At 70.9% G+C, this 14,669-nt stretch carries 17 protein-coding genes; 7 read left to right on the top strand and 10 right to left on the bottom strand.

Annotated features, from left to right (window positions below; translation table 11 throughout):
* The first annotated feature begins 50 nt into the window (after positions 1-50).
* Positions 51-938: a LacI family DNA-binding transcriptional regulator gene (locus CJ226_RS12805; protein ID WP_025105388.1), complete on the top strand. Its 888-nt coding sequence runs from the start codon at positions 51-53 to the stop codon at positions 936-938.
* Between the two features lie 11 nt (positions 939-949).
* Here CJ226_RS12805 and CJ226_RS12810 read toward each other — a convergent pair whose 3' ends face one another.
* Positions 950-1,759 carry a DeoR/GlpR family DNA-binding transcription regulator gene (locus tag CJ226_RS12810; RefSeq protein WP_102209404.1) on the bottom strand — a complete coding sequence of 270 codons (810 nt, stop codon included), beginning with the start codon at positions 1,757-1,759 and terminating at the stop codon, positions 950-952.
* 80 nt (positions 1,760-1,839) lie between these two features.
* On the opposite strand from CJ226_RS12810, the gene CJ226_RS12815 reads away from it, so the two are divergent.
* From CJ226_RS12815 to CJ226_RS12840, 6 genes are all read left to right on the top strand, one after another.
* Positions 1,840-2,814 carry an acetylxylan esterase gene (locus CJ226_RS12815; protein ID WP_102209405.1) on the top strand — a complete coding sequence of 325 codons (975 nt, stop codon included), beginning with the start codon at positions 1,840-1,842 and terminating at the stop codon, positions 2,812-2,814.
* Positions 2,815-2,937: 123 nt separating this feature from the next.
* Positions 2,938-3,513: a glucose-6-phosphate isomerase family protein gene (locus CJ226_RS12820; RefSeq protein ID WP_025105385.1), complete on the top strand. Its 576-nt coding sequence runs from the start codon at positions 2,938-2,940 to the stop codon at positions 3,511-3,513.
* Between the two features lie 9 nt (positions 3,514-3,522).
* Positions 3,523-5,013: a xylulokinase gene (gene xylB, locus CJ226_RS12825; protein ID WP_102209406.1), complete on the top strand. Its 1,491-nt coding sequence runs from the start codon at positions 3,523-3,525 to the stop codon at positions 5,011-5,013.
* Positions 5,013-5,984, top strand: a complete 972-nt coding sequence (locus CJ226_RS12830) for a phosphoglycerate dehydrogenase (RefSeq protein ID WP_102209407.1) — start codon at positions 5,013-5,015, stop codon at positions 5,982-5,984. Before xylB ends, CJ226_RS12830 begins: the two co-directional genes overlap by 1 nt.
* Positions 5,981-6,931, top strand: a complete 951-nt coding sequence (locus CJ226_RS12835; protein WP_102209408.1) for a shikimate dehydrogenase — start codon at positions 5,981-5,983, stop codon at positions 6,929-6,931. Before CJ226_RS12830 ends, CJ226_RS12835 begins: the two co-directional genes overlap by 4 nt.
* Positions 6,931-7,899, top strand: coding sequence for a phosphotriesterase (locus CJ226_RS12840; protein WP_102209409.1), 969 nt, complete (start codon positions 6,931-6,933; stop codon positions 7,897-7,899). The genes CJ226_RS12835 and CJ226_RS12840 overlap by 1 nt, the downstream gene beginning before the upstream one ends.
* Before the next feature lie 111 nt (positions 7,900-8,010).
* Here the strand turns inward: CJ226_RS12840 and CJ226_RS18130 are convergent, their stop codons facing one another.
* The 9 genes from CJ226_RS18130 to CJ226_RS12880 all read right to left on the bottom strand — a co-directional run bounded on the left by CJ226_RS18130 (position 8,011) and on the right by CJ226_RS12880 (position 14,633).
* A complete protein-coding gene (locus tag CJ226_RS18130) occupies positions 8,011-8,295 on the bottom strand; it encodes a WXG100 family type VII secretion target (RefSeq protein ID WP_180964595.1) in 285 nt (94 codons plus the stop codon).
* 121 nt (positions 8,296-8,416) lie between these two features.
* Positions 8,417-8,890 carry a hypothetical protein gene (locus tag CJ226_RS18135; protein ID WP_180964596.1) on the bottom strand — a complete coding sequence of 158 codons (474 nt, stop codon included), beginning with the start codon at positions 8,888-8,890 and terminating at the stop codon, positions 8,417-8,419.
* On the bottom strand, positions 8,880-9,044 hold the full coding sequence (locus CJ226_RS18140) for a hypothetical protein (protein WP_180964597.1): 165 nt from the start codon (positions 9,042-9,044) through the stop codon (positions 8,880-8,882). The genes CJ226_RS18135 and CJ226_RS18140 overlap by 11 nt, the downstream gene beginning before the upstream one ends.
* 11 nt (positions 9,045-9,055) lie before the next feature.
* Positions 9,056-9,391 (bottom strand): putative T7SS-secreted protein, encoded by a 336-nt coding sequence (locus CJ226_RS18670; protein ID WP_102209412.1) that lies wholly within the window; start codon positions 9,389-9,391, stop codon positions 9,056-9,058.
* On the bottom strand, positions 9,391-9,684 hold the full coding sequence (locus CJ226_RS12860) for a type VII secretion target (protein ID WP_102209413.1): 294 nt from the start codon (positions 9,682-9,684) through the stop codon (positions 9,391-9,393). Before CJ226_RS12860 ends, CJ226_RS18670 begins: the two co-directional genes overlap by 1 nt.
* Positions 9,685-9,913: 229 nt before the next feature.
* Positions 9,914-10,915, bottom strand: a complete 1,002-nt coding sequence (locus CJ226_RS12865) for an ABC transporter substrate-binding protein (protein ID WP_025105379.1) — start codon at positions 10,913-10,915, stop codon at positions 9,914-9,916.
* A gap of 134 nt (positions 10,916-11,049) precedes the next feature.
* Positions 11,050-12,084, bottom strand: a complete 1,035-nt coding sequence (locus CJ226_RS12870) for an ABC transporter permease (RefSeq protein ID WP_025105378.1) — start codon at positions 12,082-12,084, stop codon at positions 11,050-11,052.
* Positions 12,084-13,586, bottom strand: a complete 1,503-nt coding sequence (locus CJ226_RS12875; RefSeq protein ID WP_102209414.1) for a sugar ABC transporter ATP-binding protein — start codon at positions 13,584-13,586, stop codon at positions 12,084-12,086. Before CJ226_RS12875 ends, CJ226_RS12870 begins: the two co-directional genes overlap by 1 nt.
* A gap of 177 nt (positions 13,587-13,763) precedes the next feature.
* Positions 13,764-14,633, bottom strand: a complete 870-nt coding sequence (locus CJ226_RS12880; RefSeq protein WP_102209415.1) for a sugar phosphate isomerase/epimerase — start codon at positions 14,631-14,633, stop codon at positions 13,764-13,766.
* Positions 14,634-14,669: the final 36 nt, after the last annotated feature.

Consider the following 14,669-nt stretch of genomic DNA (forward strand, 5'->3'; position numbering starts at 1 on the left):
AGGGCATCCGTCGTCCCGGCGGAGACCGTCGTCCCTCCAGGAGGCCGCAGGTGACCACCTCGCCCGGCGGCCGCGTGCTCCCCGTCGCGCGGGCCACCCGCACGGGACTCATCGCGCTCGCGGTGCCGCATCTGGAGGAGCCGTACTTCGCGGAGCTCGGCTCGCGCATCGTCCGCGGCGCCGACGACCGGGGCCTGGCGGTGCTCATCGTGCAGACCGAGGGCGACCACAGCCGCGAGATCGACGTCGCCAACGGCGTCGGCCTGCCGCCCATCGACGGGCTCATCCACATCCCGCGCTCGCTCACGGTCGCCGACCTCACGCGCCGCACCTCCCCCGGGCCGCTCGTGCTGCTGGGCGAACACATCCAGGTGAGCCCGTTCACGCACGTCACGATCGACAACCGCGCCGCCGCCTACACCGCCACCGAGCACCTGCTCGCGGTCGGCTGCCGCCGCATCGGCTTCGTCGGACGCCGCGACGCCCGTCCCTCGGACGCCGCCGACCGTCGGCACGCCGGGTACCTGGAGGCCCTGGCGGCCGCCGGGATCCCCGCCGACCCCGCCCTCACCGCGCAGGTCGACGCCTTCACGGCCGAGGAGGGCGAGCGCGTGGCGGGCGCCATGGCCGCCGCGATCCCCGATCTCGACGGCATCGTCTGCTCGAACGACTCGGTCGCCCTCGGTGCACTGGCCGCTCTCCAGGCCCAGGGGCGGAGCGTTCCGGGAGACGTCGCCGTCGTCGGCATCGACGACATCCGGGCCGCGCGCTTCGCCGTGCCCGCCCTCAGCACCATCGCCCCCGACCACGCCCGCCTGGTGGACGCGGCGTTCACGGAGCTCGAACGGCAGATCGCCGCGCCGCCGGGAGCCGATCTCCCGGTGCGGCACGTGACGGTCGGCGCCCGGCTGATCCCGCGGGCGAGCACGGCCCGATGACGGCGGCGGACTCAGTCCGCGAGGGCCGTCGCGAGCGCACGCTCGTCGCCGCCGTCGCGCGCCGCGACGTGCAGGGTGCCGACGTGGGCCGCGAGCAGCTCCCGTGCGCCGTCGTCGAGGCCGTCGTCGGTGACGAGGCGGTCGATGTCGCTGAGGTCGGCCACGGTCGTGAGTCCGACCACGCCCCAGCGGGTGTGCTCGGCGAGGACGACGACCTCCCGCCCCGCAGCCATGAGCGCCCGGTTGGTCTCGGCCTCCAGCAGGTTCATGGTCGTGATGCCGGCCTGCTCGTCGAGGCCGTGGGCGTCGAGGAACACGAGGTCGCAGTGCAGGTGCTCGAGGGCACGGACGGCGACCGGCCCGACGAGCGCCTGCGAGGGCGTGCGCACGCCGCCGGTGAGCACGACCGTCTGCGTGTACGGGGCGTCGGCGCGATCCGGCGGCGAGAACAGGTCGGAGACCGGCAGGGCGTTCGTGACGATCGTGAGCTCGGGGACGCGCACGAGCTCCCGCGCGAGCGCCAGGGCCGTGGGACCACCGGAGATGCCGACCGCCATGCCGGGCTCCGCGAGATCCGCGGCCGCCGCGACGATCGCGCGCCGTTCGGCCGACGCCGCCGGAGCCGGAACCAGACGCTGGAGGCCCCGCGCCCGGACGCCGCCACGGATGCGCTCGACCGCGCCCTCCTCGGCCAGCTGATCGATGTCGCGCCGCACCGTCATCTCGCTCACCTGCAGCGTGGCCGCGAGCTCGCCGATGGACGCGGTACCGCGATCGCGGGTCAGGGCGAGGATGCGCTCGCGTCGTTCCGTGACCAGCACGCGGTCTCCTTCCGATGGAGCCTCCAGTCTGCCATGCACCCCCGCCCGCCCCACTCCCGGAACAGGATCCCTCAGCCCGCATGACCTTCCCCGAGCCCTACGCCACCTGGTTCCCCGATGCCGCGTTCGACGGCAGCTACGGCCGCACCGAAGCCGACCTCCGCGCGGTCCGCCCCGTGCCCGCGCCCCCCGGTTTCGCCGACCGCTGGCGGCGCTGGCGGCGCGAGGCCGCCGCGGTGGACGCGGCCCCCGTGGTCCTCTCCACCTCCGAGGAGCAGGGCCGTCGGGTGTCCGTCGTCGAGCATGCCGGCGTCGACGGTGTGCGGCTGCGGGCCTGGGTGGTCGAGCCCCTCGACGGCCCTCCCCGCGCGGGCGTCGTGCACGGCCACGGCTACGGTGGTCGCGACGCGGTCGATCTCGCCCGGGTGCCGGACGACGTCGCGGCGATCTATCCCGTGGCCCGCGGGCTCGGCGTGCTGAACGCGGGGATCGGAGCGCCCGAGCCGACCCCGGAGCACGTGCTCGCGGGCATCGACGATCCGGAGCGCTACGTGCTCGGCCTCTGCGCCCGTGACCTGTGGCTGGCGGCCGACGTCCTCGTCTCGGTCGTCGGCGCGCTTCCTCTCTACTACGTCGGGGAGAGCTTCGGCGGCGGCATCGGCGCTCTCGCCCTGCCGTGGGACGACCGGTTCGTGGGTGCCACCCTCATCGTGCCGAGCTTCGGCCAGTACGACGAACGGCTGGCGGTGCCATGCCTGGGGAGCGGGGAGACCGTGCGTCAGCACGTCCGGCGGCACCCCGAGGCCCGCGAGGTGCTGCGCTGGTTCGACTCCTCCACCGCGATCGGCTTCTCAGCGGTGCCGGTCCGGGTGGAGGCGGCCCTGTGGGACCAGTACGTGCCGCCGCAGGGGCAGTTCGCGGTCGCCGCCGGGGCCCGCGCCCTCGACCTGGCCGTCCTTCCGGCCGGTCACGCCGAGTACCCGGGGTCGGCGGAGGTGACGGCGTCCGCCATCCGCGGCGGGCGCGAGCACCTGGGACGGGTGCTCGCCGGCTGACGACCGTCGCGCGCGCATCCTCCTCCGCGCAGGAGAGCACTGGACGCAACCTGTCATAACAGGTACAGTGAGCTTGTCATTACAGGTTGCGCGACGACGCAGCCCCCGTTTCGAGGAGCATGGATGCCCGAGTACCAGACCCCGCCGATCTCCCCGATGGCGATCGCCTTCGACGCCGAGAAGCTCACCCTCTCCCCCGAAGGCCCCACCCTGACCCGGCGGATGTCCGACCTCGAGGGCCTGTTCCGCGACCACGACGCCTGGGCGGCCGCCGCCGCGGGCGAGGACCCGATCGTCTACACGGTCGTCAGCTCCCCGGTCCCCGAGATCGAGCGGGAGCTGCCGCAGTCGATCACCACGATCATGCCCGGCGACACGGGCGGCGAGCTCTGGATGACGAAGGGCCACCAGCACCCCGACCACCAGGGCGAGATCTACCTCGCGCTGCACGGCCGCGGCGGACTGCTCATGTTCGACGGCGAGCGCACCGAGTGGCTCGACATGCTCCCCGGCACCATCGGCTACATCCCGCCGGGCTGGGCGCACCGCTCCGTGAACACGGGGGACGAGCCGTACTCCTTCCTCGCGGTGTACCCGGGAGGCGCCGGCCACGACTACGGCTGGGTGCTGGAGCACGGCATGGGCTCGCGGGCGTTCCGCGCGGAGTCCGGCGTCGACCTGCGCCCCTACGCGGAATAGGCTCCGGCCATGATCATCGCCCACGACCTCGGCACCACCGGGAACAAGGCGTCCCTGCACCACGACGACGGCCGTCTGATCGCCGCGGTCACCGTGCCGTACCCGGCCCACTTCGCGGCCGGCGGCGTCGCCGAGCAGGACCCGGCGGACTGGTGGCACGCGGTCGTCACGGCGACCCGCGACCTGCTCGCGCGCACCGGCACCGCCGCCGCCGAGGTCGCCGGCCTCGTGGTCAGCGGACAGATGATGGGCGCCGTGCTGCTCAACGCCGACGGCGAGCCCGCGCGGCCCGCGATCATCTGGGCCGACACCCGCGCCGGCGCCCAGCAGCGCGAGCTCGAGGCGGCGGTCGGCGCCGAGCGCGCCTACGGGATCCTCGGCCACCGTCTGAACCCCACCTACTCCCTCGAGAAGATCATGTGGGTGCGCGACAACGAACCCGCGGTGTGGCAGCGCGTGCGCCGGGTGTGCGTCGCCAAGGACTTCATCGTGCTGCGGCTGACCGGGCGCCTCGCCACGGACCGCTCGGACGCCTCGGGCACCAACGCCTACGACCAGGTCGCGGGCACGTGGTCGCCGGAGATCCTCGCGGCCGCGCGGCTCGATCCCGCCCTCTTCCCCGAGATCCTGGAGTCGACGCAGATCGCGGGCCCGCTCACGCCCGCCGCGGCCGAGGCGCTCGGGCTGCACACCGGCGTCCAGGTCGTGATGGGCGGGGGCGACGGACCGCTCGCCGCGGTCGGCTCCGGCGTCGTGGCCCCGGAGGACGGCGCCTACGTGTGCCTCGGCACCTCCTCGTGGATCTCCTTCGCGGCCGACGCCCCGCTGCACGACCCCGCGATGCGCACCTTCACGTTCGACAACGTCGTGCCCGCGTCGTTCGTGCCGACCGCGACCATGCAGGCCGGCGGCGCCTCGGTGCAGTGGATCGCCGAAGCCCTCTCCGTCGATCCCGCGCACCCGGAGACGGGGCGCCTCGTCGCCGAGGCCGCGAGCGACATCGACACCGACGACCTCTACTTCCTCCCCTACCTTCTCGGCGAGCGCTCCCCCCTGTGGGATCCCGACGCCCGCGGCGCGTTCGTCGGCCTCGCCAGGCACCACGGACGGGCCCACCTGATGCGCGCCGTGCTGGAGGGGACGGCGTTCAACCTCCTCACCTGCATCCAGGCGTTCCGGGAGGCCGGCGCGACGATCGACCGCATCGACGCCGTCGGGGGCGGGGCGCAGAGCGACGTCTACCTCGCCGTCCTCGCCGACGTCTGGGGCGTGCCCGTGCGGCGTCGCACCATCGTGGAGGAGGCGAACAGCCTCGGCGCCGCGGTCACGGGGGCCGTCGGCCTCGGCCTCACCGACTTCTCCGCCGCTCGGGCGCTCAGCGAGGTCACGGCGGAGTTCGCGCCGGACCCCTCCCGTCACGCGGTCTACGCCGAACGCCACGCGCGCTTCACCGACGCCTATACGGCTCTCGCGCCGTGGTTCGCCGGAAGGCGGCACTGATGGGCGTCATCCTCGTCACGAGCCGCTCCTTCTCGGACGGCGACCTCGACCTGGTCGCGCGAGCCGCCCAGGCCGGGCACCGGATCCTCCGCGGCCCCGCCCATCACGACCTCGACGAGCTGCGCGTGCTGCTGCACGGTGCCGACGCCTGGATCGCCGGGACCGGACCCGTCACCGACGCGCACCTCGCCGCCGGCCCGAAGCTCAAGGTCGTGGCGCGCTACGGGGTCGGTACCGAAGCGGTGGACCTGGCGGCGGCGCGGGAGCGCGGCATCCCGGTGACGAACACCCCCGGCGCGAACGCCGATGCGGTCGCCGATCACGCGGTCGGCCTCATGCTCGCCGCGCTGCGCACCATCCCGGACGGCGATCGCCGCGTGCGGGCCGGAGACTGGAGCGTGCGCCGCGGACGCGAACTCGGGGCGGCGACCGTCGGCATCGTCGGTTTCGGGCGGATCGGCCAGGGGGTCGCGCGGCGGCTCGGCGGTTTCGGTCCGCGGCTGCTCGCCACCGACCCTTTCCTCCCCGCCGACCTCGTGCGGGACCGCGGCGCCGAGCCCGTCGACCTCGACGCCCTATTCCGCACCGCCGACGTCATCACGCTGCACGCCCCCGGTGGTCAGCGCCTCGTCGACGCCGATCGCCTCGCCGGTATGCGGCCGGGCACGGTGCTCGTCAACACCGCCCGCGGTGACCTCGTGGACGAGCAGGCCGTCGCCGACGCGCTCCACGACGGCACCCTCGCGGGTTACGCGGCCGACACCCTCGACGGGGACACCGCCGCGCACGACAGCCCTCTGCTCGCCGCAGACCTCGCCGACCGCGTGATCGTCACACCGCACCTCGGCGCCCAGACCACCCAGGCCGTCGACAACATGGGGGCGCTGTCCCTCGACGACGTGCTCGCCATCCTGCGTGGCGCCGAGCCCGCGCACCCCGTCCCCGTGTCCGCTCCCGAGGAGACCCGATGACCACCGCCGCGACGTCCTCCGCACCGTCCACCACCGCCGACTACATGGGGTTCGTGGGTGTCACCACCGCCTCGTCGTCGATCATGAAGGTGTTCCCGCTGTGGGCCGACATCCTCGGACTCCCCACGCGGACCCTCGTCGGCCACGACCTGCCGATGGATGCCGACCCCGCCCAATACCGCGCCCTGGTCGAGCAGATCCGCGACGACCCGCACCACCGCGGCGCGCTCGTCACCACCCACAAGATCAACGTGTACGCGGCGGCGTCCGACCTGTTCGACGAGCTCGACCCGTTCGCGGTGTCCTGCGCCGAGATCTCCAGCATCGCCAAGCGCGGGTCCACGCTGTCCGGCCGCGCGAAGGACCCGATCACGGTCGACCTGGCGCTGCGCGACTTCCTCCCCGCCGACCACTTCGCGCGCACCGGGGCCGAGGTCGTGATCCTGGGTGCGGGCGGCTCCGGCACCGCGCTGAGCTGGGCCCTCGCCGAGCGGGAGGATGCCCCGTCCCTCATCACCGTGACCGCGCGCACGCAGGACAAGCTCGACCACCTGCGCGAGGTGCACCGCCAGCACGGCACCCCCGAGGGGCTGCTCCGCTACGTCGTCACCGAGACGCCGGAGGAGGCCGACGCGCTGGTCGCCGCCGCCCCCGCGGGATCGGTCATCGCGAACGCCACCGGGCTCGGCAAGGACCGCCCGGGCTCCCCGCTGACCGACGCCGTCGTGTTCCCCGAGGGCGCGTACGTGTGGGAGTTCAACTACCGCGGATCGCTGGAGTTCCTGCACCAGGCCGAGGTGCAAGAGGACGACCGCGGTCTGCACGTCGTCGACGGGTGGCGCTACTTCATCCACGGCTGGTCGCAGGTCGTGGCGGACGTGTTCGACCTCGACCTCACGCCCGAGACCGTGGAGCGCCTGGCGGACGCCGCGGAGTCGGTGCGCTGATGCCCGTCGTCCGGACCGTGCTCGGCGACATCGACTCGTCGCAGCTCGGGCGCGTGGACTACCACGAGCACCTCTTCCAGGTGTCGCCGCTGCTGGTCGGAGACGAGCTCGACGACGAGGCCGCGTCCGGCGAGGAGGCCGGTCTCCTGCGGATGAGCGGCTTCGAGTCGATGGTCGACGCGACGCCGTTCGGCCTGGCCAGGGATCCCGCCGCCGTCGCCCGCATCAGCGCCGCGACCGGCCTGCACGTGATCGCCACGACGGGACGGCACCGCGAGGCCCACTACGGCCCCGATCATCCGATGCAGGTGTGGGGCGCCGACCGCCTGGCCGCTCTGTTCGTGTCCGACCTCACGCGGGGGATGCCGGCGGACGACGCCGCGGTGTTCGAGACGCCCGACGTGCCTCTCGCGGCGGGGCCTGACGGGCAGCCCGTCCGCGCCGGCATGCTCAAGGGCGGGGCCGACTACTGGCGCCTCAGTCCGTTCGAGCGCACGACCCTCGTCGCCGTCGCTCAGGCGCACCGGGAGACCGGAGCCCCCGTCATGGTGCATCTGGAGTTCGGCACCGCCGCCCACGAGGTCCTCGACCTGCTTGAGGCCGAGGGGGTGCCGGCGGATCGCATCGTGCTGGCCCACGCCGACCGCGATCCCGATCCCGGTCTGCACGTCGCGTTGGCCGAGCGCGGCGCACACCTCGGGTATGACGGCTTCGCCCGCCCGCGCACCCGCTCCGACGCCGAGCTGCTGGCCCTCACGGTCGCCGTGGTGGAGCGAGGGGCCGGTGACCGGATCCTGCTCGGGGGCGACGTCGCCCGGCGCACCCGGTACATCGCCTACGGCGGCATGCCGGGACTCGCCTACCTCGGCGATCGCTACCTTCCCCGGCTCCGCGAGGCCGTGGGCGACGACGCCGTGCACCGGATGCTCGTGATGACCCCCGCGCGCTTCCTGGCGCTCCCCTCCTGACCCCGGCTTACTCCTCCGGCACCCTCTCCGCCGTCACCTGCACGACCCCGCTACGCCCGCACGATCATCTCGCGCCTCCCGTCGTGCATCCGGCCTCCGGTCGTGCGGGGTCTACTTCCACATCGCCTCGGCCTCGCGGTCGGCACGCACCAGAGTGGCGGCGGCATCCGCAGCGGCGGCGGTCGCATCGGCCAGCACCATGCGGAGGCGCTCCAGGGACTCCACCCATCGCGCCTGTGCGTGGTCATAGGCCGACTGCGCCGATCCGGACCATCGCGAGCGCAGGTCGCGCGTCGCCCGATCGAGCGCGTCCAGCTCCGTCGAGATCGTTTCGGTCGCCTCCCGCAAAGCCGCGACGAACTCACGATGCCGTTCGGGATCCAGCTCTATGCTCATTCTCCATTCCTCTCCCCCCGCCCCTATGCGCGCTCCTCGTGCAGACGATGACGCGCCGACCGGCGAGCTACCCGGTTCCGCGAGGACTCGATGCACCGCCCGCGCATCCCGGTGTCGCACGTCAGGTCCTGTCCTTGAAGACGCCCCCCGGCCCACACAACGCCGTTCCCGAAATGCTGTAGTTACCGGGATCGGTCGAGAAACTGATGTTCTGCACCGGCCCCCCCGAACCGAACACGGCCGGTCCGCTCCGGACGATACGAACGTCCATGCCGAGCGACTCCCAATACTCGGCCACCTTCTCCACATCCGCCAACCAATCCCGATCCGGCTGCGGCGGCGCCCACATCCCGTGCGCATACTTCGTCCCCCGCGCACCCCCCACCGCACACGGCTGCGGCGACGGCTCCCCGTCCTCCACCCACCCCGGACCCTCGATCAACGCCGCCGTCTCCGCAATCGTCTCCACCAACACATCCCGCGACTCCTCCGGCGACATCACATCCTCCGCCCCCACACACCCCGACACCACACCCACCACCACCAGCACAGCAAGCACCCCCAGGGTCCTCCTGCGTGCCGTCTCAATACCCATGCGCTGCTCCGTTCATCATCGCTTCCTGGAAGGGCGTCGCCTCGGGCGGCACATACGCCGAGACCCGTTCGCCCTGCCCCGTCGTCGCCAACGCGACGTTATACAGGGACTCTGTACCACGGTCGAGGTAGCCATCGCCCTCCGCGGTGAGCACGGCGTGGTCTTTCACAGCCGCGCCGCCCGCTCCCACAGATCCACCGCCGACTCCGCCTGAGCACGCGCCCACAGCAGCGTCGAGGCGTACCCTTCGAGCGCGGATGCCGCCGCGACCAAAGCCTCACGGACACGCGCCCAACGGGCAGCCGTCGACGTCACCCGCGACTCGAAAGCCTCAGCTGCACGACCCGTCCACCCCTCCGGAACACCCAACGACACCAGCCGCCCCGAAACCTCCTCCGCCATCGACGCCTGCCGACGCCATCGCGTCACAGCCTCATCGATACCCGCCGCATCACCCGGCACCAACACACGCGGATCCGTCGACTCCCCCAACTCCGCCATCAGAACTCGCCGCCCGGCCCCACCTGAAGACCGGCGGCACCCTCACCGTCCGCACGTTCGTAGATCGACGCCGTACCCCGCAGATTCCTGGCGACACCCTCCGTCATACGGGCGAACTCCGCCCAGCGCTCAGCCAACACGCCAGCAAAGGACGACACGGACGACGACAGTGCCGTATGCCCGAGACCGGCGCCAACCGTGAATCGCGGCGACTCCGCGGCTCTGTCCGCGATCGCATCGACCTTCGCCGCCGCTGCTCGTAAACCGTCCCCCGACACCCCGAAATGTCTCATTCTAAAATGTTACCTGCGACGCGGACGGTCGCGAGTGCGTGCACCCCGCCCCATCCGCACTACCTCGCCACGGGCGCACGACCGGCCCCTCACTCCGGTCGTGCATCCGTCACCGAATCGTGCAACCGGACCATGGAGCACGGACCCACGGACCCACGGACCCGGAGCCGGAGTCCCCCCGGACACGACGAAGCCCCCCGCCCGAAGGCGAGGGGCTCCGTCGTGCGGGTCACTCGTAGAGGACCGCGGCGATCTTGTCGTCCTCGATGTTGTTCTTGTCGTACCAGTAGGAACCGGTGTCGTAGAACTCCTCGACGTCGTCCCCGTTGGCCGCGTCGTAGGCCGCCTGCACGACCTGGGCGCCGATGCCGATCGGGTCCTGCGTGATGGCGCCGGCCATGGTGCCGTCCTTGATGGCGTTGATCTGGGCCGCACCGGAGTCGAAGCCGACGATGGTGATCTTGCCCTTCTCGAGGCCGAGCTCGTTCACGGCGTTCACGACGCCGATGGCCGAACCCTCGTTGGTGCCGTAGATGCCCTTGAGGTCGGGGTGGGCCGCGATGAGCGTCTTGGCGATGTCGGCCGACTTCAGGTGGTCGCCGTCACCGTACTGGATGTCGACGATCTCGATGTCGGGGTAGTCCGCCTCGATCTTCTCGACGAAGCCGTCGCGACGCTCGACACCGGTCGAGTTGATCTGCGAGTGGCCGACGATGGCGACCTCGCCCTCGCCGCCGATCAGCTCGGCCATGTGCTCGGCCGCCAGCGCGCCGGCGACCTTGCTGTCCGTCGCGGAGAGGCTGAGTCCGACGTCGCCGTTGCAGGGAGCGTCGAAGTAGACGACGGGGATGTCCTTGGACTTCGCCTGCTCGAGCGGGGCGACGCACGCCTCGGGGTCGAGGGCGGCGTAGGCGATGGCGTCCGGGTTCTTGTCGATCGCGGCGGTCAGCATCTCGAGCTGCTGCGCGATCTCGGTCTCGGCGGCCGGGCCCTCGAAGGTGATCTTGACGCCCAGCTCCTGGGCCTTCTCCTCCGCGCCCTTCTTGACGGCCTGCCAGAACTGGTGCTGGAAGCCCTTCGAGACCATGGCGATGTACATCTCGCCGTCGCCGCTGCCGGTGTCGCCGCCCGAGCCCTCTTCGATCACGTCGCCGCCGCCGGCACAGCCGGCGAACACGAGCGCGGATGCGGCCACGAGTGCCGCGAATGCGGTCTTCTTGCCGAATTTCATGGAAACTCCGTTGTTCTGTGTGGGTGCCGGCCAGGACCGGCGGGTGGACATTCGTGGTGCCTGTGCGGAGGGTTCCGCGGGGTCCGGCCGGAGCCGGGGACGGCGGCGGGCACGGGTTTCGCCGCCGCCGTGTCTCAGGTCCGCTGGCGGTTGCGCAGCGAGTCGAGGAAGACGGCCAGCAGGACGACGACGCCGACGACGATGTTCTGCCACTCGGGCTGGATCGACATGATCCGGAGGCCGTTGACGAGGACGCTCATGATGAGCGCACCGATCACGGTGCCGAGGATCGAGCCGCGGCCGCCGAGCAGCGAGGTGCCGCCGATGATCACGGCCGCGATGGCCTGCAGCTCGTAGCCGGTGCCGATCTGCGGCTGGGCCGAGTCGAGGCGGGCGGCGATCACGATGCCCGCGATGCCGGTGAAGGCGCCGGCGAACATGTAGATGAGGATCGTCCAGCGGCGGGTGTTGACGCCGGAGAGGCGCGTGGCCTCCTCGTTCGATCCGATCGCGAAGGTGTACCGGCCGAGCAGCGTCTTCGAGAGCACGAGCCAGGCGACGATCGCGAGGGCCGCGGTGATGAGCACCGCGTTCGGGATGCCGGGGATGAGCACGCCGAGCGCGATCTTCTTGAAGTCGGGAGCCGAGGTCGAGAAGTAGATCGGCGCAACGTTCGAGATCACGAGGGCGAGGCCGCCGGCGATCATCATCATGGCCAGCGTCGCGATGAACGGAGGCAGTCGCAGGAACGTGATGTTGACGCCGTTCACCAGCCCCATGAGCACACCGGTCGCGATGCCGCCGAGCACGCCCACCCACACCGGCAGGCCGAGGTTGGTGATGAGGACGCCGGTCATCACGGCGCAGAGCGCCATGCCGGTGCCGATCGACAGGTCGATGCCGCCCGTGATGATGACGAACGTCGTGCCGAGGGCAAGGATGCCGATGACCGCGGTCGACAGCAGCACGGTGGCGATGTTGCTGAAGGTGAAGAAGTTCGGGCTGGCGATCGAGAAGAAGATGACCAGGACGATCAGGGTGCCGAACGCGAGCGACTGCTGGAACTGCCGCTTGAGGAACCCGGCGACGTCGCGCTTGTCGGTGTCCTCGTTGACGGCCGTCTGGATGATCGTCGTCGTCGACGATCCGGACTGCTGTGGGGTGCTCATCAGTCTTCCTCCCCGTGGGCTGCGAGTTGCATGATCTTCTCCTGGCTGGCTTCCTCGTTTCGGAGCGTCCCGGTGATGCGACCGTTCGCGAACACGGCGATGCGGTTCGCGACCCGGAGGATCTCGGGGAGCTCCGACGAGATGACGATGATGGACTTGCCCGCGTCGGCGAGCTGCTGCATGAGGCGGTAGATCTCCTCCTTCGCGCCGACGTCGATGCCTCGCGTCGGCTCGTCGAAGATGAGGATGTCGCAGTCGCGCATCAGCCACCGGGCGATGACGACCTTCTGCTGGTTCCCTCCGGAGAGGAGCTTGACGACCTGGTTGACCGAGGGGGTCTTCACCCGCAGCTGCTGGACGTACTCCTTGGTGCGGTTCTTGGCCTTGCTGTCGCCCATCCACCCGATGCCGTTGGCGTAGGAGCCGAGCGACGCGAGCACGGTGTTGAAGGTGACGTCCTGCTCGAGCATGAGGCCGAGCAGCTTGCGGTCCTCGGAGAGGTAGCCGACGCCGTGCTTGACCGCGTCGGCGGGCTGCGCGATGCGGACGGTACGCCCGCCGATCGTGATCGTGCCGCCGTCACGGTGGTCCGCGCCGATGACGGCACGGGCGGTCTCGGTGCGGCCGGCGCCCATGAGGCCGGCGAATCCGAGGATCTCGCCCTTGTGCAGCTGGAACGACACGTCCTTGAGGAGCTTCCGCGTGGAGAGCCCCTGCACGTCGAGCACGATCGGGTCGTTGAGGTGCTCCCGCGCCTGCGGGCGGGTGCCCTCGTCGATCACGCGGCCGACCATCATCTCGATGATCGTCGGAATCGTGATCTCGGACTTGTCGAGTGATCCGATGTATGTGCCGTCGCGGAGCACGGTCACCCGGTCCGCCAGGCGGCGCAGCTCGTCCATGCGGTGCGAGATGTACACGATGCCGGTGCCGCGCGCCTTGAGCTGCTCGATGAGGACGAAGAGGGTCTCGACCTCGCTGTCGGTGAGGGCCGACGTCGGCTCGTCCATGATGAGGACCTTGGCGTTGAAGGACAGCGCCTTGGCGATCTCGACCATCTGCTGCTCGGCCACCGTCAGCTCGCCCACGCGCTGGCGCGGGTCGAGGTGGATGTCGAGGCGCTGCAGCAGCTCGGCCGTCTGCCGGTTGAGCTTCCGCTCCGACAGGAACGGGCCCGTCGTGGGCTCGCGGCCGACGTAGATGTTCTGCGCGACCGTGAGGTCGGGCATCAGGTTGAGCTCCTGGTGGATGATCGTGATCCCCAGCTCCTGCGCCTGCAGCGGGCCGGTGAGCTCGACCTCCTGCCCCTCGAACGTGATCGTGCCCTCGTCCTTGGTGTAGATCCCGGAGAGGATCTTCATCAGGGTGGACTTGCCGGCACCGTTCTCACCCACGAGCACGAGCACCTCGCCGGCGCGCACCTCGAGATGCACGTCCTTCAGCGCCTGGACACCGGGGAATCCCTTGCTGATCCCCTCGACCCTCAGGATGGGTCCACTCATGCGCTCACCTGCTTCCTTGAAGGTTCTGTCGCGATTGCGGCGGACCGTTCCGCCGTAAACATCGGATCAATTCTGCGACCTGCACCCGGGTCAGTGCAAGTTGTATCTAAATGTATCTAACGATCGGCGGCGGGGGAAGACCTGTAATAACATCTTGATCTCGAACCGCCGCCGGCGTCAGTGCAGGCAGATCGAGTCGACGGCGACGAGCTTGTCGCGGATGTAGGCGTTCGCGTGCGCACCCAGCTCGTCGTTGTCGGTCCAGAGGTTGCGCCAGATGCCGAGCATGCGGCTGAGGTCGGGCGCGACCACCGCCGAGGAGAACGACTCGAACACGATGGGGCCGTCGTAGCCGATGCGCCCGAGCGCCTTGAAGAACGTGTCGAAGTCGACCGTCCCGGTGCCGAGATAGCCGCGGTGGCTCTCGCCGATGTGCACGTACCGCAGAGCGGGAGCCGCATCGAGCACCGGCGCGAACATATCCGACTCCTCGATGTTCATGTGGTACGTGTCCAGGTGGATTCCGAGGTTGGGGCGGTCGACCTCGCCGAGGTACGCCAGCGCCTGCCGTGCGGTGTTCAGCACGTTGGTCTCGTAGCGGTTGACGACCTCGAGCGAGACGGAGACCCCGCGCGCGGCGGCGTGGTCCGCCACCCGGGCGATCGTGCGACGGCTCAATGCCAGACCCTCGGGCGTCACCGGATCCATGTACTTCTTCATCGCGCTGTAGATCACCCCGCAGAAGTGCGTACCGCCGAGCTCGGCGAGCACGTCGACCGCGCGGAGCAGGAGCGCCTCGCCCGCGGCGACCACGGTGGGGTCACTGCTCGTGATGTCGGTCTCGTCGGAGAGCCCGAGCGAGGCGCTGACCGCGAGTCCGTGCTCCGCGAGGGCGGCCTGGGCGGCGGCAACGTCGAACGAGAACGGGTCCATAAGCGGGAACTCGATGAGGTCGAAGCCCGCCTGCTTCGTCTTCTCGACCGCGAGCCGGATGCCGTCCGCGTCGAAGGTCCCCGTCCAGACGAGTCCGTGGCAGCCGATGTTCATGAGCGCTCCTCCGGCGGGTGTCCGGCACCGTCGCCG

The sequence above is a fragment of the Microbacterium sp. UMB0228 genome, from assembly GCF_002871415.1.
Taxonomy (GTDB): domain Bacteria; phylum Actinomycetota; class Actinomycetes; order Actinomycetales; family Microbacteriaceae; genus Microbacterium.